This is a genomic window from Arthrobacter yangruifuii, from assembly GCF_009192775.1.
Taxonomy (GTDB): Bacteria; Actinomycetota; Actinomycetes; order Actinomycetales; family Micrococcaceae; genus Arthrobacter_B; species Arthrobacter_B yangruifuii.
The window spans coordinates 583,622-601,763 of sequence record NZ_VTFX01000004.1 but is presented as its reverse complement, the minus strand read 5'-3'; the positions used below and the strand labels follow the sequence as shown (position 1 = coordinate 601,763).

The 18,142-nt window shown below is 66.4% G+C and carries 15 protein-coding genes; 11 read left to right on the top strand and 4 right to left on the bottom strand.

Annotation, left to right across the window (positions count from 1 at the left end):
- Window positions 1–32: 32 nt before the first annotated feature.
- On the bottom strand, window positions 33–2,195 hold the full coding sequence (locus GD627_RS10725) for a Stk1 family PASTA domain-containing Ser/Thr kinase (RefSeq protein WP_152272462.1): 2,163 nt from the start codon (window positions 2,193–2,195) through the stop codon (window positions 33–35).
- Window positions 2,196–2,275: 80 nt separating this feature from the next.
- Window positions 2,276–3,616, bottom strand: a complete 1,341-nt coding sequence (locus tag GD627_RS10720; RefSeq protein WP_246165431.1) for a lytic transglycosylase domain-containing protein — start codon at window positions 3,614–3,616, stop codon at window positions 2,276–2,278.
- A 252-nt stretch (window positions 3,617–3,868) separates the two neighbouring features.
- Between GD627_RS10720 and GD627_RS10715 the strand changes: the two genes are divergently transcribed.
- Window positions 3,869–4,222: an Rv2175c family DNA-binding protein gene (locus GD627_RS10715; RefSeq protein WP_146362471.1), complete on the top strand. Its 354-nt coding sequence runs from the start codon at window positions 3,869–3,871 to the stop codon at window positions 4,220–4,222.
- 94 nt (window positions 4,223–4,316) lie between these two features.
- Here the strand turns inward: GD627_RS10715 and GD627_RS10710 are convergent, their stop codons facing one another.
- Both GD627_RS10710 and GD627_RS10705 read right to left on the bottom strand, forming a co-directional pair.
- A complete protein-coding gene (locus GD627_RS10710) occupies window positions 4,317–5,417 on the bottom strand; it encodes a polyprenyl synthetase family protein (protein ID WP_194266029.1) in 1,101 nt (366 codons plus the stop codon).
- On the bottom strand, window positions 5,414–5,926 hold the full coding sequence (locus GD627_RS10705) for a hypothetical protein (RefSeq protein WP_152272461.1): 513 nt from the start codon (window positions 5,924–5,926) through the stop codon (window positions 5,414–5,416). Before GD627_RS10705 ends, GD627_RS10710 begins: the two co-directional genes overlap by 4 nt.
- 190 nt (window positions 5,927–6,116) lie before the next feature.
- Here GD627_RS10705 and dinB point away from each other — a divergent pair, with 190 nt between their 5' ends.
- From dinB to murD, 10 genes are all read left to right on the top strand, one after another.
- A complete protein-coding gene (gene dinB / locus GD627_RS10700; protein WP_152272533.1) occupies window positions 6,117–7,301 on the top strand; it encodes a DNA polymerase IV in 1,185 nt (394 codons plus the stop codon).
- Window positions 7,302–7,441: 140 nt separating this feature from the next.
- Window positions 7,442–7,816: a DUF3040 domain-containing protein gene (locus tag GD627_RS10695; protein WP_152272460.1), complete on the top strand. Its 375-nt coding sequence runs from the start codon at window positions 7,442–7,444 to the stop codon at window positions 7,814–7,816.
- A 343-nt stretch (window positions 7,817–8,159) separates the two neighbouring features.
- Window positions 8,160–8,591 carry a division/cell wall cluster transcriptional repressor MraZ gene (gene mraZ, locus GD627_RS10690; RefSeq protein ID WP_146362468.1) on the top strand — a complete coding sequence of 144 codons (432 nt, stop codon included), beginning with the start codon at window positions 8,160–8,162 and terminating at the stop codon, window positions 8,589–8,591.
- Between the two features lie 195 nt (window positions 8,592–8,786).
- On the top strand, window positions 8,787–9,785 hold the full coding sequence (rsmH, locus tag GD627_RS10685) for a 16S rRNA (cytosine(1402)-N(4))-methyltransferase RsmH (RefSeq protein ID WP_152272459.1): 999 nt from the start codon (window positions 8,787–8,789) through the stop codon (window positions 9,783–9,785).
- Window positions 9,785–10,498: a cell division protein FtsL gene (gene ftsL, locus GD627_RS10680; protein ID WP_152272458.1), complete on the top strand. Its 714-nt coding sequence runs from the start codon at window positions 9,785–9,787 to the stop codon at window positions 10,496–10,498. Before rsmH ends, ftsL begins: the two co-directional genes overlap by 1 nt.
- 46 nt (window positions 10,499–10,544) lie before the next feature.
- A complete protein-coding gene (locus GD627_RS10675) occupies window positions 10,545–12,326 on the top strand; it encodes a peptidoglycan D,D-transpeptidase FtsI family protein (protein ID WP_152272457.1) in 1,782 nt (593 codons plus the stop codon).
- A gap of 82 nt (window positions 12,327–12,408) precedes the next feature.
- Entirely contained in the window at window positions 12,409–13,986 is a 1,578-nt protein-coding gene (locus GD627_RS10670; protein ID WP_152272532.1) for a UDP-N-acetylmuramoyl-L-alanyl-D-glutamate--2,6-diaminopimelate ligase, read from the top strand.
- A gap of 6 nt (window positions 13,987–13,992) precedes the next feature.
- Window positions 13,993–15,498, top strand: a complete 1,506-nt coding sequence (locus GD627_RS10665) for a UDP-N-acetylmuramoyl-tripeptide--D-alanyl-D-alanine ligase (RefSeq protein ID WP_152272456.1) — start codon at window positions 13,993–13,995, stop codon at window positions 15,496–15,498.
- Entirely contained in the window at window positions 15,495–16,598 is a 1,104-nt protein-coding gene (gene mraY / locus GD627_RS10660; protein WP_146362463.1) for a phospho-N-acetylmuramoyl-pentapeptide-transferase, read from the top strand. Before GD627_RS10665 ends, mraY begins: the two co-directional genes overlap by 4 nt.
- The gene (gene murD, locus GD627_RS10655; protein ID WP_152272455.1) at window positions 16,580–18,142 is read left to right on the top strand and encodes a UDP-N-acetylmuramoyl-L-alanine--D-glutamate ligase; all 1,563 of its coding nucleotides are present in this window, start codon (window positions 16,580–16,582) and stop codon (window positions 18,140–18,142) included. Before mraY ends, murD begins: the two co-directional genes overlap by 19 nt.

Genomic DNA, 18,142 nt, shown 5'->3' with positions numbered 1-18,142 from the left:
CCCGCCCTGCCGCGCAGGAACCGCCCCGGGGGCTACACCACCTTCAGCGTGACGGTGGAACCCTCGGGGGCGGTGCCTGCGCCCGGTTCCTGGTCCCGGACCAGTCCGAGCAGCCCGCCCAGCAGGTTCTCCACTTCCACGGTGAACCCGCGGCTTTCCAGATCAGCCCGTGCGGATTCGGCGCGCTGTCCCACATAGTTCGGGACCTCGACCATCCGCGGGCCGAGGGAGATGGTCAACGTGACGGTGGAGCCGCGCTCCAGCAGGCCGCCGGGGGCAGCATCCTGGGCCACAACTGCGCCGGCGGGCACGGAGGCGCTGTTCGCCTTGTCCGGGGCGACGGCGGCTGTGAGCCCGGCGTCCTCGAGGGCTTTCACCGCGGCTTCCTCGTCCAGTCCGGTCACCCCGGGAACCTCTACGGGTGCGGGTCCCCGGGACACCGTGAGGTCCACCGGAGCACCCAGCCGCAGCAGCGTATCGGGCAGCGGCTGTTGGCTGATGACGCTGCCCGCGGCAACGCTTTCGCTGTATTCCTCGGTGACCGCACCTACGGAAAGCTCGGCATCCCGGAGATTCTCTCCGGCCGCTTCGATTGTTCGCTGGACCACGTTGGGAACCGTAAATAACTGCGGTCCCTTGGACACGAGCAGCGTCACCGGCTGGAAGCGCCTGACCTCCCGGGGGGCGGCGGGATCGGTTCCCACGGCCAGCCCGGCCGCGACGGCCTCGTCAAACACCTCGTTGGTGCTGTAGGTCAGCCCGGCGTCGCCCAGCTGCGTGCCGGCGTCCTCGGCGGAAATATTGCTCACGTCCGGAACGGACACCAGGGCGCCGGGCCCGGCGCCGAAGAACCAGCCGGCAAAAACAGCTGCCGCGAGCAGGACCGTCAGCAGCAGGCCCAGCAGGATGCCGCGGCGGCGGGGTTTTCCGCTGCGCAGGGACATCCGGGGGCGGTGCGCCTCGCGGTCGCTGCGCCGCACCAGGGCGCGTTCATCCCGCTTGGTGAGCCGCCGCGGGGCGCCCTGGCCGGCGTCGTCGTCACCGTCGTCGCCCTCACCGCCGTCGTCGTAGGCGTCATAATCGTCGTCGGCGTACCCGCCGGCGTCCGCATCGTCACGGCTGCCGGGGTTTCGGCCGGAGGGCAGCACCGTGGTGGCGTTGCCGCTGCGGTGGATGACCTCGGTGGAATTGGAACCGGTCCCGTCCGGGCGCGGAGCGGAAGCGTCGATCACGGCGGTGCCGGCAGCAGCACCGGCCAGTACTTCCGTCACGCCGGACAACGCTTCTGTGGGGGCGCCGGAGGCAGCCGGCCCGCCGTCCGGGGAAGGGCCGCACCGGAAGTCCAGCTCCGCGTCGCTCAGGGAGCTGCGGATATGGCGTAGCTCGCCCAGCAGGGCGCGGCCGTTGACCGGGCGTTCCTCCGGGTCCTTGGCCGTGCACCAGCGGACCAGCTCGTCCAGGTCTTCAGCCAATCCGGGACAGAGGGCGGACGGAACGGGCACGGAGGAGTGGACGTGGGCAAAGGCAACCTGAATAGGGGAATCCCCGGTGAACGGCTGGCGTCCGGTGAGCATTTCGTAAAGCATGATGCCGGCGGAGTAGACGTCACTGCGTTCATCGGCGCCGCCCGCGGTCACGAGTTCGGGGGCCAGATACGCCACCGTGCCCACGAGTGTTCCGGTGTTGGTGCTGGTGGACACGGCACGGGCCAGCCCGAAGTCCGCGATCTTGATCCGGCCGTTATCCGCGAGGAGCACATTCTCCGGCTTGACGTCGCGGTGGACCAGGCCGGCGTCGTGTGCCGCGGCCAGTCCCTCCACCACTGCGTCCATCAGGGCCAGGGCGAGGCGCGGCGAGAGCGGCCCGCGTTCCTCCATCAGGCCGCGCAGCGTCCGGCCGGGAACGTACTCCATCACCAGGTAGGCCAGGTTCTCGGCGATGCCCTGGTCCAGGACACCCACCACATGCGGGTGGGAAAGCCGGGCAGCGGACTTGGCTTCACTTTCAAACCGCCGAAGGAAGCCGCGGTCGGCTGCCAGGTGCGGATACAGCACCTTCAAGGCCACGTCGCGGTCCAGCCGGCGGTCGGTGGCGAGGTAAACGCTGGACATTCCGCCGCGGGCAATCAGGGACCTGACGAAGTAACGGTCGTCGACCAGCGTCTCAACGAGGGAGTCTTTCACGGGCTCATGCACCCTTCGATCCTAATGGGGGTACGCGAAAGGGTCCGGATCGACACCCGATCCGGACCCTTCGGCGGCTCTGCTGGACTGTGTTACTGGAAGGACGCGCGGTGGGCGAGCACCGAGCGGACGTAGCCGCGCGTGTCATCGAACATGCCGTGCGTGGTCACCGAGTACTGGCCCTGGTAGTACGAGGCAATTGCGGTTTCCAGGCTGTCGCTGCTGCGGATGAGGGCGCTGATGATGGCCACGCCCGCAGTGGCGTTGTCGTAGGGATCCAGCAGGTTCAGCTTCCGGCCGACGAGGTCCGAGGCCCATTCCCCGGAAGAGGGAATGACCTGCATGGTGCCGATGGCGTTGGCGGGGGAGACGGCCCGCTGATCGAAGCCGGATTCCTGGAAAGCGAAAGCCTGTGCCAGGGCCGGGTCCACGCCCATCTGCGCGGCGGTGTCGGCCACGATCTGCTGCATCTGTGCCCGGTCCGGGACCGGAACCGAATTCAGTGCCTGCTTGTTCAGGTTGGCATCGGCGACTACGTGGTCGGGGTAGGTGTAGTGCAGGAACGTGTTCGGCACCAGATCCGTGGGCGCGGAAGCGGGCGCGGCAGCTGTGACGCTGACGGTGCTCCCGTCAACGCGAAGCTGCTGGCCGGGGCGGATGACCGAGGACTGGGTCAGGCCGTTCGAGGCGAGGACACCCGAGAGGCTGACGCCGTGCTTGGCCGCGATGGCGCTGAGCGTATCGCCGGCGGCGACCGTGTAGCTGGCTCCCGCGGCGGGTGCCGTCTTGCCCTGGTCCGGCGCGGCGGGAGCTGCCTGGGAATCCATCCGGAGTGTCTGGCCCGGGTAGATCACGGAGGTGAGGCTCAGCCCGTTGGCGGCGAGGATGCCGGAGAGGCTGACGCCGTGCTTGGCCGCAATGGCGCCCAGGGTATCGCCGGAGACCACCGTGTAGGTGCCGCCGGGGGAAGCTGCTGCGGCTGCGGCTGCGGCGGGGGCGGCCGGGGCGGACGTACCGGCCAGGCGGAGGTCATCGCCGGCGAAGATCAGCGACGTCGGCTGGAGGTTGTTTACGCGCAGCAGCTCGTCCGGGGAGAGTCCGTACTGCACGGCAATGGAGATGACGGTGTCACCGGAAACAATGCGGTGGGTAGCGGGGGCGGCCGACTCGGCCGGCAGCGTTGCCGGCATCTGGGTGGCCAGGTGCGAGGTGGCCACGCCCGTGTTCAGGTTCTTGACGGCCTGCAGGGGAAGCTGGGGGAACAGGGAGTTCTGCGGTGCAGCGGGGGCCGCAGCAGCCGGCTCCGCGAGAGCCAGGGCGGACAGCATCACTGCCGGTATGGCCGCGGTGGTCACGGCAACACTCAGCTTGCGCGGCATTCCGGTGGCACCGGAACGCGTTTTTTGCGATCCCGTCGTCGACTGAGTGCTCATATAGTGGTGTTTCCTCATCTGTGATGTCCGTTCCCTGCGAATCCTAAGATTAATGACAAGTAATGGAACGGGTGTTACTACTGTTGTTTGATTGACCAACGATGTGTTAGTGACTCATGTGATTAAAGGTACCCATGTGAATTTACACTAACGGCGCGTGCGCACAATACCCGGGCCTTACTTTTGACGTTTCACCCCCGGACCCAAACGGCAAAGTGGCCGGGCCCGCCCCGGACATGGCACCCTTGGAGAGTGAATGAACTACAGGAACTCGTTTCCGACTGGCTGACCCTGCCCGATGTGGCTGAACAACTTGACCTTCCTATCAGCAAGGTGCATAGCCTGCTGGAGGAGCGTGCCCTGGTGGCTGTGCGCCTCGGGGAGCGGAAGATCCGCAGTATTCCGGCCGCCTTTATTGCTGACGGCGCCGTGCTGGACAGTTTGAAGGGCACCATCTCGGTGCTCAACGACGCCGGCTACCACGACGATGAGATGATCCGCTGGCTGTTTACTGCCGACGACACCCTGCCCGGGCGTCCCGTGGATGCCCTCCGTGAGGGACGCAAGACGGAGATCCGCCGCCGCGCCCAGGCGCTGGGCTGGTAACAATTGCGCCCGCAGCACTAAAAAGGGAGCTGCCCGTCAACGGACGGGAAGCTCCCTTTTTTATATGCACACTTAGTATTGGCGCATATTTGCTTTAGGCGCTGCGTTTTACCGCCGAGTGGGCCAGGGCATCGAGGGCGGCCCGGGGAACATCATCCAGGGGAAGCGCGGCCAGGGCCGAAAAGGCTGCCTCCGTATGCCGCGAAATAAGTTCCTCCGTTGCCTCCAGCGCTCCGGTGTCCCGAAGGATCCCGCGCAGGCGGTCCACTCCGTCGTCGTCCAGTTCCGGATCCCCCAGGCGCGCCGTGATTTCCTCCCGGGCGTCCTCGCTCCCGCGGGAGAGGGCATAGGCAATCAGGACCGTTCGCTTGCCCTCGCGCAGATCATCCCCGGCCGGCTTGCCTGTTGTCTGCGGATCCCCGAAGACGCCCAGGACATCGTCGCGAAGCTGGAAGGCCTCGCCCAGCGGCAGGGAGAAGCGTGAATACCCGGCCAGGAATTCCGGCCGGGCGCCGGCCAGGGCGCCGCCGAGCGTCAGGGGATGCTCGGTGGTGTACTTCGCTGCCTTATAACGGAGGATGTTCAGTGCCCGCACCACGGCATGTTCGGGATCGTGGCCGGGACCGGCCACTTCCTCGAGGATGTCGAGGTACTGCCCGGCCATGACCTCGGTCCGCATCCGGTTGAAGATCCGCCGTGCTTCGGTGCCGTGCGCAGCCCGCGGCCCCACTGCGGAAAACATTTCCTCGCTGAAGGAAAGGCAGAGGTCGCCGGCAAGGATCCCGGCAGACGAACCGAAGTGGGATCCGTCCAGATGCCAGTCGGATTCCGCATGCGCCATGGAGAAGATGCGGTGCACGCTGGGTCCGCCCCGGCGGGTGTCCGAGCGGTCGATAATGTCGTCGTGGATCAGTGCCGCGCTCTGGAACAGTTCCAGTGCCGCGCCCGCCTTGACTGCCTCCGGGTGCAAGGCAGCTCCTCCGGCGCCGCGCCAGCCCCAGTAGGCGAGCAGTCCGCGCAGGCGCTTTCCTCCCCGGGCGAGGTTGCGCACCGCATCCAGCAGGGGAAGTGCCTCTCCCGAGATGTCCTCAAGGACCGAATGCTGGAGGGCCAGGAAGTCCTCGAGCTCCGTGCCAAGCAGGTCCCGGTATGCGGCCTGTTCTTCCCGGGCGGTTTCGACGGGGGAAAAGGTCACGGCTGTTCCGTCTTTTCCGTGAGTACCGTCGCCCCGACAGTCACGGTTGCCGGGCCGCCGTCTTTACCGGCAATGACCGTGATGTTGACGGTCTCGGGATCTCCGGGACCGGTCCGGACGTAATCGCGTGAAGAGGGGGAACCCGGGGCGGTCTGGGCGGCGGCAAATCCCTGGGCGGTGAGTTTCGCGTCGTAGAACGGGAAGATCCCTTCGGCGGGTGCCTCCGTGGACTGGACCAGGACGGCGGTGAGGGTGCCGTTTGCCCGGTCCACCGTGCTCGCGAGGATCTCTGCGCCGTCCATGACCGGGATCAGAGTGGCGGGGAAGTCAGCCGCGAGGGCCACGGGCGACGCCGACGGCGACGGGGAATCCGAGGTTCCGGGTGCGGGGGATGAGGCAGCCGAAGCGGTGCCGGAGGGGGTGGCGGTGCTTTCCGCGGAGCCGTTGGAGCATCCGGCTGCCGCTAGGAGCAGGGCCGCGGCAGAGAGCATCGAGAGGGTCTTTTTCATCGGATTCCGCATCGGTGGGGGTCAGGGGCCTGCCCCCAGTCTAGGCGAAGCGGAAGCGGTCCCCGGAGACGGCAGGCACCGGGCGGAAGCGCTGCCCGGCGGGCGTCTGCGGAACGGGGGAGGGGCTGGCTACGATGAGGGAGTGAGTAATGGTTCCAACGCCGGCGGCGGCAACCTCGACTGCACCATAATGCACGTGGATATGGATGCCTTCTATGTGTCGGTTGAACTCCTTAAACGGCCGGACCTCATAGGTGCCCCCGTCATTGTCGGCGGGCTGGGAGGGCGGTCCGTAGTCCTCTCCGCGTCCTACGAGGCACGGCGGTACGGAGTCCATTCCGCCATGCCCATGTCTGTTGCCCGCAGGCAGTGTCCGCAGGCGGTGGTCCTGGAGCCACACCAGGAGGAGTACCGCACCTTCTCCGGACAGCTGATGCAGATCTTCGAGTCCATCACTCCGCTGGTGGAACAGCTCAGTGTGGATGAGGCCTTCCTGGACATCGCCGGATCCATGCGCCGGCTCGGTCCGCCGCGTGTCATCGGGGAGCTCATCCGCAGCCGCGTCGCCGCGGAACTGGGCATGACTGCCAGCGTAGGCATTGCTGCCACCAAGTTCGTGGCCAAGATTGCCTCCACCCGGTGCAAGCCCAACGGCTTGCTGCTGGTGCCCAGGGAACAGACCGTGGACTTCCTGCATACCCTCGATGTATCAGCACTGTGGGGGGTCGGGGCCAAAACCCGCGAGGCAATGGCCAGGGTAGGCATCGCCACGGTTGCCGACGTCGCCAATACCCCGCCCAGCGTGCTCCGCCGGCTCCTCGGCGCGGTGGGCGACCACGTGTACGAATTGTCCTGGGGGCGGGATCCGCGTGCAGTGACTCCGGTGCGGAAGGAAAAGAGCATCGGCGCAGAGGAAACCTTCGCCTCCGATGTCAGCAGCGATGACGTGCTGCACACGGAACTGCTTCGGCTGGCACACCGCAGCGCGGTACGCCTGCGTGCCGCCGGCCTCCAGTGCAGGTCCGTCTCCCTGAAGCTTCGCTACGCCGACTTCACCACGCTGACGCGGACGCGCACCCTTCCCGAGCCGGTGGACAGTGCCCAGATGATCTACGAGACGGCCAGGGGGTTGCTGACGGCTCTGGGGCCGCGGCCCCAGAGCGTCCGGCTGATCGGCCTGCGGGCGGAGCAGCTTGAATCCGCCGAAGGGGCCGCAATGCAGCTGACCCTGGACGGACGGGAGGACAACTGGCGCTCGGCCGAAGACGCCCTGGACAGGATCAACCGGCGTTTCGGCGAGCTGGGTGTTGTCCCTGCCCGGCTGATCGCCCCGTCTTCCCGGAAGCCGCCGCCGGATGCCCGGCCGAATACGTAGACCCGCGGCTTTCGTGCGGACCGGTTGCCACCTATCCTAGGACTAAGTGCAAAGCAGCAGCGGGCCTGCGCGGGAACATCCGGCGCCACACGTTCGTTGGTTGGTTTACAGGGGCAGAACCGGACGGCAAGGAGGCAGTAATGGCACTGTCGGAACATGAGCAGCGCTTGCTGGATCAGCTGGAGCAGCAACTACACGCCGAAGATCCAAAATTCGCGAACTCAATGGCTACGTCCGGCGGCCGCGGGATCTCCACCAGGCGGATAGTGCTGGGTGCTTTGCTGGCCATCGTGGGGTTGGGGGTGCTGCTTCTGGGAATTACGGAAGCGGGCATCGTGGTCGGCGTCCTGGGGTTCCTGGTGATGGGGGCCGGTGTCTACTACGCAACCACGCGCGGACGGAAGAGCCCGCCCAAAGCGGCGGACGGCCGGAAGGAACGCGAGTCCAGCGCCCAGCGCGGATTCATGAACAATCTGGAAAACAAGTGGGACGAACGCAAGCGCGACCAGCCCTAGAGTGCATTGACCTGTCCGGCAAATTCAGGGTGCGCGTGGCCCGGCACTCGTGAGGCCCCGTTCGGAAGGTAGATAAGCCGAAAAAGGATCCGTTTCGACGGGTCCTTTTTTATGCCCTTTTCCCGCTTCCGATGCTCCGGCTGTGTCTCCGGGCGGTCGTTTTTTCCTCCACCGCGCTCCACCGGCCGGGTTCCGCTCAAACATAAGGATTTTGGGTTCGACGCGCCGGGAATATAACCGGCCGGGACGTTGACTGTGGAGGGAAGTGGAGTAAAGTGGGGGACATAAGAGGGTAGGGGCGGTACTCGAGGGGTTTACCCCCAATCAGACAGGGCGGTGCGTGATGTTCCTGGGAACACATTCACCTCGTCTGGACGAGAAGGGGAGACTGATCCTCCCGGCAAAATTCCGCGAGGAACTTGCCGACGGGCTGGTGCTGACCAAGGGCCAGGAGCACTGTATCTACGTCTTCAGCCGGAAGGAATTCGAACGGGTCCACGACCAAATGCGGGAAGCTCCACTTTCCTCCCGCCAGGCGCGTGACTACATTCGGGTCTTTCTGTCCGGAGCCTCTGACGAAGTACCGGACAAGCAGGGGCGGGTAACCATCCCTCCGGCACTTAGATCGTACGCAGGACTCGGGCGCGAACTGGTCGTCATCGGCGCAGGCACGCGGGCCGAGATCTGGGATGCGACCGCTTGGCAGAACTATCTGGAAGAACAGGAAACCGCGTTTTCCGAAACAGACGAAGACGCGATTCCCGGGATTTTCTAGCAGTACCGGTTCGAAACAACCGGACGACCCTACCGGGCCGGGGCTGTCATGAGATCTCCCGCCGCCCCACCGCAGAGCCACCTGGCTTCCCTTCCCCGGAGCCAGGCGGTGTGCAGCGGTGAGGCGCGGATGGGGGTCTGATGACAGAGCCGCCCGCAACGCCCACCACCACTATGTATCCGAAGGAAGCCCTAGATGAGCGAAGAGCGCCCCACCGAGGAACGGCATGTTCCCGTGCTGCGCGACCGCTGCATCAACCTCCTGGCTCCATCCATTGAACGTGCCGTAGCCGAGAGCGGCCGTGCCGTCGTTGTGGATGCCACCCTGGGCATGGGCGGGCACTCCGAGGCCATGCTGCAGCGCTTTCCGCAGCTGCATGTGATCGGCATCGACAGGGACCGCCAGGCCCTGGACCTGGCCGGCAAACGGCTGGAGCCCTTCGCGGACCGCATCGACCTGGTCCACGCGGTGTATGACGAGATAGCGGACGTCGTGGCGGACCTCGGGTTCGACGGCATTGACGGCGCCCTGTTTGATCTGGGCGTTTCCTCACTGCAGCTCGACGAACGGGACCGCGGCTTCGCCTACTCCTATGACGCACCCCTGGACATGCGGATGGACACCACCCGCGGCCGTACGGCAGCCGACATTGTGAACACCTACAGCGAAGCTGAACTGGTGGGCATCATCCGCAAATGGGGCGAGGAGAAATTTGCCGGGCGCATCGCATCGGCCATCGTCGCCGCCCGCGCCTCCCGGCCGTTCAGCACCACCGGGGAACTGGTCGAGGCTATCCGCGGCGTGGTCCCCGCTGCCGCCGCACGGACCGGAGGGCATCCGGCGAAGCGGACCTTCCAGGCGCTGCGGATCGAGGTTAACGAGGAGCTGGATGTCCTTGAACGTGCCATCCCGGCGTCGTTGTCCGTGCTGAATCTGGGCGGACGCGTGGTGGTGATGTCCTACCATTCGCTCGAGGACAAGATTGTGAAGGGCATCTTTGCCGCCGGCGCACAGTCCTCCGCACCCAAGGGTTTTCCCGTTGAACTTGAACAACACAAGGCCCAGCTCAAGAGGCTGACCAAGGGCACCGAGGTGCCCACGGGCGGGGAAATTGCAGAAAATCCCCGTGCAGCCTCAGCAAAGCTCCGCGCAGTAGAACGAATCCGCAAACCCATGGATGGGGCCAGGAAATAATGAGTGAACGTCGGCCGACGGCCCGATACAACACCGTGGCGGCTAAGGCCGTCGTAGGCAACACGGCGCGAGCCCTTGACTGGGATACGGCCGCACCGGCGCCCGCTGTCCGGCGGCGCACACCGCTGTCCCTGGTGCCGGCCGCCTCACGCCGCAGGCGGGCTCCCTTTGCGGTTTTCTGCTTCGCCGCGCTTGTCCTGGGACTGGCCTCCGTGCTGCTGCTCAATATCTCGGTTTCGGGCGGCCAGTATGAACTGGTGCAGCTGCAGAGCCAGAAGGCCGAACTGCAACAGCGCAACGAGGCACTGACCCAGGACATTGAAAACCACCAGGCCCCGCAGGTCCTGGCCGCTGCGGCCGCGGACCTCGGCATGGTCTCCTCACCCAGCTTCGGTACCATCGACCTCCAGACACTGGCCGTCACCGGCAGCCCCGAGGCCGCCAAGGAAGGCGAGCCGGCGGAACAGATGATCGGTGCGCCGAACGTTCTCAACGAGCCGGTCACACCGGTGCAGGCAGCGCCTCCCGAAGAGGCACGGGACACCGTACGGGCACTCGAGGAAGAGGAAGCTGCCCGCGCAGCAGCCGAAGCCGCTGTCCAGCCACCCGTCGAGATGCCGGCGGAAATTCCGGCCCAGGCCCCTGAGGCCGTCCCCGGAACGGACTTCAACGGCGGAACCATTCCTGCCCCCGGGCAGCTCGGCGAAAACTGATCCAAGCTAAGCAGTTCCCAGAAATTCGGCAAGACGAGGACACGTTGTGGCAAAAACATCCGGCCCGGACAACCACAGGGTGGCAATCGTCACCGGGCGGCTGCGCACCGGCCTGATCCTTGCCCTGGTGCTGCTGGTGGCCCTGGGCACCCGGCTTTTCTGGGTCCAGGCGGTGGATCCGGACGGCATGGCGCAGAGCGCCGTGGACAAACGCCTCATGACGGTCACCGTTCCGGCCCTGCGCGGCAGCATCCTGGATTCCAAGGGCAACTACCTCGCCCGAAGCGTGGAGCGGTTCGACATTGTGGTGGACCAGCGCCTTTCCCAGGACATCGGTGAGGAATACAAGCGCCGTGACGCGGAAGGCAAACTCCAGGACGTCACCTTTGACCAGGCGTTCGGGGAACTCGGGGCCATCCTCGGACAGGATCCCGACACCCTGCGCTCGGCCCTGCTCGGCGACAGGGGCTTCAACTTCGTTGCCAAGACCGTCACTCCCGAAATCAAGGAAAAGGTCCTCGCGGTGAAGTTCCCCGGGGTCTATGCGGACCGGACCACGCTGCGGACCTATCCCTCCGGCGCCGTGGGAGGTTCCATTGTCGGTTTCCTTGGCACCGAAGGGGCACAGGAAGGCCTGGAACTGACGCAGGATGAAATCCTCGCCGGTGAGGCCGGCAGCAAGACCTACGAGATCGGCGGCGACGGTATCCGCATCCCGTACGCAACGAACGAGGATGTCCCCGTCCATGACGGAGAGTCCCTCAAGCTGAGCATTGACCAGGACCTGCAGTGGTTTGCGCAGCAGACCATTGCGGCCCAGGTCGATGAGTACGGTGCCGAATGGGGCAACATCGTGGTCATGGAGGCCGAGACGGCACGGGTGATCGCGCTGGCCGAGTCCACCACTGTTGATCCCAACAACCCCGGGGACACCCCGGCGGATTCCCGCAAGGCCCGTTCCGTGACCGACTCCTTCGAGCCCGGGTCCACCACCAAGGTCATCACCATGGCGGCTGCCATCGAGCAGGGCCTGATCACCCCCGAATCACATTTCGAGCTGGACTCCACGTACACCGTCGACGGCCAGACCTTCAAGGACGCCTTCGAACACGGCAAGCAGAACATGACGGCCGCCGGTGTGCTGGCCAAGTCCATGAACACCGGAACGGTGCAGATCGGGCAGCAGCTGACGCCGCAGGAACGGTACGACTGGCTGCGGAAATTCGGCATTGGCATGCCGTTGAATGTCGGGTTGAACGGCGAAACATCCGGTCTCCTCCCCGCGCCGGAAAACTGGGACGGACGGCAGCAGTACACCGTGCTGTTCGGCCAGGGCCTGACCCAGACCGCCCTGCACACGGCAAGTGTCTACCAGACCATCGCCAACGACGGCGTGCGTATCCAGCCGAGCATCATCGATTCCGTCATCACGGAAGACGGCACCGAGCAGCCCGTCGAAAAGGAACCCGGCACGCGGGTGGTTTCGGAGGACACCGCAAAACAGGTCCAGCACATGCTGGAAACCGTCACCCAGGACGGCTCCGGCAAGACCGGCGCGTTGAAGCAGTACCGGGTCGGATCCAAGACGGGTACGGCGGAAGCCCCCGGCCCGAACGGCGGCTACTCGGGCTCGACGCTCTCCTATGCTGGTATTGCACCCATGGAGGATCCTAAGTACGTGGTTGTGGTGACCCTTCAGCGGCCCCAGGGCGACCTCTACTACATCATTCCGGGCCAGTCCTTCCAGAAGGTCATGGAACAGGCGCTCGTCAGCAACAACGTGCCACCCTCCACGGGTAAGCCTGAGACCTACCCCATTGAGTACTAAATCGGAGAGCATTGAAGTGCCAATAAGTGAAAATTCCCCCTCCGGATCCGGTCTCCGTCCAGCGGCCGTGGAACCGGTGACCATGCGTGCCGCGGTGCAGGCACTGCCCGCGGGCCTGCGGGACATTGCACCGGCTGCCGGAACGGCGGAATCGGCCTGGGAGACCGCGCTGTCGGGGCTGACCATTAATTCCCGGGAGGTGCTCCCCGGTGACCTGTACGTGGCCGTCGCCGGTGCCCGGCACCACGGCGCGCGTTTCGCCGCTGCAGCACAGGCTTCCGGCGCCGCCGCGGTCCTGACGGATGCCGCCGGACTGCAGCATCTGGACGGCGTGCGGATCCCTGTCTTCGTGGCCGGGGAAGTCCGCCGGCTGGTGGGTCCGCTGGCTGCCGCCGTCTTCAACAGTGTTCCCGCGGACGGGCCCCGGCCCGCCCTCTTCGGCATTACGGGCACCAACGGTAAGACCACCACTTCCTACTTCGTCAACTCGCTGCTGCAGGCCCTTGGGCGCACCACGGGACTGATCGGCACCATCGAGATCCTCGCCGGCGGCGAGGCCATTCCGAGTGTGCTGACCACCCCGGAATCACCGCAGGTCCACGGGTTGCTCGCGCTGATGCGGGAACGCGGCCTGGACGCCGCCACCATGGAAGTGTCCTCCCACGCGCTCACCTACCGCCGGGTGGACGGGGTCCGCTTCGACGTCGCCGGGTTTACCAACCTCACGCAGGACCACCTGGACCTGCACGGAACCATGGAGGAGTATTTTGCCGCCAAGGCAGCACTCTTCCAGCCGGACCGCTCGCGCCGCGCCGTCATCACCGTCGACGACGAGTGGGGCGCCAGGATGGCGGCCCGGGCCGGAGTCCCCGTCCTGACCCTGGCCACCGACGGTGCCGGCAACGGCCCTGCCGGCGGCGCGGACTGGTCCGTCACCGGCATCGAGCCGCGCGGGCTGGGACACCGTTTCCTCCTTAGCGGCCCGGCGGGGGAGCGGCTGCGGGTCTCCACGGCCCTGCCCGGCACCTTCAACGTCTCCAATGCGGCACTGGCCACCGTTATGGTGCTGGCGTCCGGCGTCCCCGCAGACGCCGTCCAGCATGCCCTGGATGCCGCCGACCCGTTCACGGTGGAAGTGCCCGGCCGCATGCAGCTGATTGGTGAAGCACCGGCGGCCATCGTTGATTTTGCTCACAACCCGGATGCGCTGAGCCGCACCCTTGCCTCGGTACGGGGTCCCGGCAGCGATGCCCGGGTCATTGTTGTCTTCGGCGCCACCGGTGAACGGGACCAGACCAAGCGCCCCCTGATGGGAGCCATTGCAGCCCGGGGAGCGGACATCGTCCTCGTTACCGACGACGACCCGCACGGTGAGGACGCCGCAGCCATCCGCGCCGATGTCCTGCGCGGGGCCGACGCCGCACGGACTGCCGAGGGCCTTGCCTGCGTTATCGAGGAGGTGGCCCCCCGTGCCGCTGCCATTGACCGTGCCGTGGAACTGGCGCGCCCGCAGGACACCGTTCTCGTGGCCGGCCGCGGCCACGAAGTCTGGCAGGAGGTCATGGGGGAGAATCTTGCCCTGGATGACCGGGTGGAGCTGCGCCGGGCTTTGACAAGATACGGATTCACTGCCCTTTCCAGCGACGGGGTAGAGTCCTAAATCGTCATGATTGAACTAAATGCAGCCGAAATAGCGGCAATTACAGGCGGCGAGCTGATCGGCCCGGCCGCACGGACTCCGGGTATCGTCGTGACATCCGCCACCACGGATTCGCGCGAAACCGTTCAGGGATCGCTGTTCATAGCGAAGCCCGGCGAGAACTCCGACGGCCACCTGTTCGTGGACGCGGCCTTCGCCCGCGGTGCCCTGCTGGCCCTTGTCGAACGGCCGGTGTCCGACGACGCCGGGGATCCCTACCCTGCCGTGATGGTGCCCGACGTCGTCCTGGCCATGGGTGCCCTCGCAGCGGAGATCGTGCGCCGGCTCCGGGCGCACGGCGAGCTAACCGTTATCGGCATCACCGGCTCAGCCGGAAAGACCACCACCAAGGACCTGCTGGCCGGGATCCTGCAGCCCTCCGGACCCACCGTGGCTCCGGTCGGCTCCTACAACGGCGAAGTGGGCCTGCCGCTGACTGTGTTCACCGCCGGCTACGGCACCCGCTACCTGGTGATGGAGATGGGCGCCACCCGCATCGGCAACATCCGCTACCTGGCGGAGATGGTGAAACCGGACATCGGCGTCGTCCTCTTCGTGGGGTCCGCCCACGCCGGCGAGTTCGGCGGCGTGGACAACATCGCCGTCGCCAAGGGTGAACTCGTTGAAGCCCTGCCCGCCGGCGGCACCGCCATCCTCAACGCCGATGACATCCGCGTTGCGGCGATGGCCGAGCGCACCCAGGCCCCGGTCCTCTATTTCACCTCCTCGCCGGAGGAAGCACACGGCGCCAAGAACGCCGTCCGCGCCCTCGACGCGCGGACGGACAGCCAGGGCCGGCCGGTCTTCACGCTCCTGCTGCCCGACGGCAGCCGGCACGAGATCCGTTCCGGACTGATCGGCGCCCACCACACAGCCAACCTCCTGGCGGCCGCCGCAGCCGCCTACGCCGCCGGGATTCCCGGTGCAGCCATCGCTGCCGGCCTGTCCGGCCGGACCGCGGCAAGCCGGTGGCGCATGGAGCGCACCGACCGCGCCGACGGCGTCACTGTCATCAACGACGCCTACAACGCGAACCCCGAATCCATGCGCGCCGCCCTGCGCACCCTCGCCGAGCTCGGCCGGGAACGGCGCACCTGGGCGGTGCTGGGCGAAATGCTGGAGCTCGGCGAGGATTCCGTCACCGAGCACGACGCCATCGGCCGCTACGCGGTCCGGTTGAATATCTCCAAACTCATTGTCGTGGGCACCGGGGCCCGTGCCATGCACACCGGTGCGGTGATGGAGGGCTCCTGGGGAGAGGAATCCACCTTCGTGGAGACCGCCGAGGACGCCGAGCGTATCCTCCGGGAATCCCTCGCCCCCGGCGACCTTGTCCTGTTCAAATCCTCCAACGGGGCGGCCCTGCGCTTCCTCGGCGATCGGATAGCCTTGTCCCCTGTACCACCGTCCGCAGCAACTGATCCGGCGTCCGAGCCGGCGCGCACCGAAGGGACCGGAGGAGAGAACCTGTGATCTCCCTGCTTGTAGGGTCTTCGCTGGCTCTGGTCTTCGCCTTTGCCGGAACACCCCTGTTCATCCGTTTCCTGGTGCGGAAGGGCTACGGCCAGTTCGTCCGCGACGACGGCCCCACCTCGCACCACACCAAGCGCGGCACCCCGACCATGGGCGGCGCCGTCATTGTTGCCTCGGTGGTCGCCGCGTACTTCATCACCCACCTCATCAGCGGCATGCTGGGCTTCGGATCCTTCAGCCCGACGGCGTCCGGACTGTTGGTCCTGCTGCTCACCGTGGGAATGGGCATGGTCGGCTTCATTGACGACTACACCAAGATTTCCAAGCAGCGCAGTCTGGGCCTGAACGCCCGGGCGAAAATCATCCTGCAGGCCGTGGTGGGCATTACCTTTGCCGTGCTGGCCCTGCAGTTCCCCAATGATCAGGGAAGGACCCCGGCCTCCACCGCGGTCTCCTTCATCCGGGACACCGGCTTTGACCTGGCCTTCGCCGGCTCCGTGATCGGTGCGATCCTGTTCGTGATCTGGTCCCTGATCATCATCACCGGCACTACCAACGGCGTGAACCTGACCGACGGCCTCGACGGGCTCGCCGCGGGCGCCTCCGTGCTGGTGTTCGGCGCGTACTTCCTGATCGGGATCTGGCAGTACAACCAGAGCTGCGGTTCACCGGGTGCCGAAGGCGTCTGCTACGAGGTCCGTGACCCGATGGACCTGGCCCTGCTGGCCGGCGCCATGGCCGGTGCCCTGATCGGGTTCCTCTGGTGGAACACCGCCCCGGCGAAGATCTTTATGGGCGACACCGGCTCGCTGGCCATCGGCGGTGCGATTGCCGCCTTCGCCATCCTTTCCCGGACCGAACTGCTGCTGGTGATCCTTGCCGGGCTCTTCGTCATCATCACCCTCTCCGTCATCATCCAGGTGGGGTACTTCAAGATCAGCGGCGGCAAACGCGTCTTCAAGATGGCGCCGCTGCAGCACCACTTCGAGCTCAAGGGCTGGGCCGAGGTGACCGTGGTGGTCCGGTTCTGGATCATCGCCGGGCTCTGCGTTGCCGTGGCGCTGGGCATCTTCTACGCGGAATGGGTGGTGGGACTGTGAGTGCTCCCCTCGAGGAACTGACCACGTGGGACGCAGACTGGACCGGACTGCGCGTGGTGGTCACCGGCATCGGACTCTCCGGCTTCTCCGCTGCCGACACCCTGATTGAACTCGGCGCACGGGTAGTGGTGGTGGACGCCGGGGACACCGACGAGAACCGGGCCAAAGCGGACACCCTCCGCATTGTCGGCGCTGCGGACATCCTCCTGGGTGCCGACGCCGTGGCAGGCCTGCCCCGGGTCGACGGCTCAGTTCCCGACCTCGTGGTGACCTCCCCGGGCTTCCGGCCAACGCACCCGGTGCTGGCAGCTGCCGCCGAGGCGGGCATTCCCGTCTGGGGCGACGTCGAGCTGGCCTGGCGCGTGCGGATCCGCGAGGGCCGCAGGACGGCCCAGTGGCTGGCGATCACCGGCACCAACGGGAAAACCACCACCGTCACCATGACCGAAAGCATGCTCCGCGCCGCCGGGCTTCGCGCCATCGCCGCCGGGAACGTCGGCACCCCGATCCTCGACGCCATCCGCGATCCCGAGGGCTATGACGCCATTGCGGTGGAGCTGTCCAGCTTCCAGCTGCATTGGACGCATTCCATCTCCCCGCTGGCCAGCGTGTGCCTGAACATCGCCGAAGACCACGTGGACTGGCACGGCTCCTACGAGGCCTACATGGCCGACAAGGCCAAGATCTACGAAAACACGCAGGTCGCCTGCATCTACAACGCCGAGCAGTACGAGACCGAACACATGGTCGAGGAAGCCGACGTCGTCGAAGGCTGCCGCGCGGTCGGTTTCACCACCGGCGTGCCGGCGGTGAGCATGGTCGGAGTAGTCGAAGGGCTGCTCGTGGACCGCGCCTTCATCGAACAGCGCAAGGATTCCGCCGCAGAGCTCGCGGCCATGTCCGATCTGGGGGAGTACGCCCCCCGGCACATGGTGGCCAACGCCCTGGCGGCGGCTGCGCTGGTGCGTGCCTTCGGCGTCGAACCGGCGGCGGTGCGCGACGGACTGCGCGCCTACTCACCCGGGAACCACCGCATCCAGCCGGTGGCCCGCCTCAACGACATTCTCTGGGTCAATGACTCGAAGGCGACCAATCCGCACGCGGCAGCGGCGTCCCTGGCTGCGTTCTCCAGTGTGGTCTGGATTGCCGGCGGCCTGTCCAAGGGCGTCAGCTACGACAACCTGGTGGCAGAACACCGCGGCCGGTTCAGGGCGGTGGTGCTGATCGGTGCCGACAGCGCCGAGCTGCAGGCCGCGCTGGCGCAACACGCGCCCGATGTGCCGGTGATCCACGCGCTGGAGGAGCAGACTGGGGAACAGCCCGCGGCGCCCGTCACCAGCGCCGAAGAGATCATGGTCCGTGCCGTCGCTGCGGCGGCCGCCGTGGCCGAACCAGGAGACACCGTCCTGATGGCTCCGGCAGCAGCTTCCATGGACCAGTTCACTTCCTATGCCCACCGCGGCGAGGCTTTCATCGAAGCCGTCGCAGGGTATGTGGGCGAGCAGCAGGCACCGGGACAGGCACAGACTCCAAAGGAGCCCTAG

Coding starts and splice junctions, on each gene's coding strand:
- GD627_RS10720 (WP_246165431.1), bottom strand. CDS start 3,616: ATGAGCACTCAGTCGACGACGGGATCGCAAAAAACGCGTTCCGGTGCC.
- GD627_RS10705 (WP_152272461.1), bottom strand. CDS start 5,926: ATGAAAAAGACCCTCTCGATGCTCTCTGCCGCGGCCCTGCTCCTAGCG.
- dinB (WP_152272533.1), top strand. CDS start 6,117: ATGCACGTGGATATGGATGCCTTCTATGTGTCGGTTGAACTCCTTAAA.
- GD627_RS10695 (WP_152272460.1), top strand. CDS start 7,442: ATGGCACTGTCGGAACATGAGCAGCGCTTGCTGGATCAGCTGGAGCAG.
- mraZ (WP_146362468.1), top strand. CDS start 8,160: ATGTTCCTGGGAACACATTCACCTCGTCTGGACGAGAAGGGGAGACTG.
- rsmH (WP_152272459.1), top strand. CDS start 8,787: ATGAGCGAAGAGCGCCCCACCGAGGAACGGCATGTTCCCGTGCTGCGC.
- ftsL (WP_152272458.1), top strand. CDS start 9,785: ATGAGTGAACGTCGGCCGACGGCCCGATACAACACCGTGGCGGCTAAG.
- GD627_RS10670 (WP_152272532.1), top strand. CDS start 12,409: ATGCGTGCCGCGGTGCAGGCACTGCCCGCGGGCCTGCGGGACATTGCA.
- GD627_RS10665 (WP_152272456.1), top strand. CDS start 13,993: ATGATTGAACTAAATGCAGCCGAAATAGCGGCAATTACAGGCGGCGAG.
- murD (WP_152272455.1), top strand. CDS start 16,580: ATGGGTGGTGGGACTGTGAGTGCTCCCCTCGAGGAACTGACCACGTGG.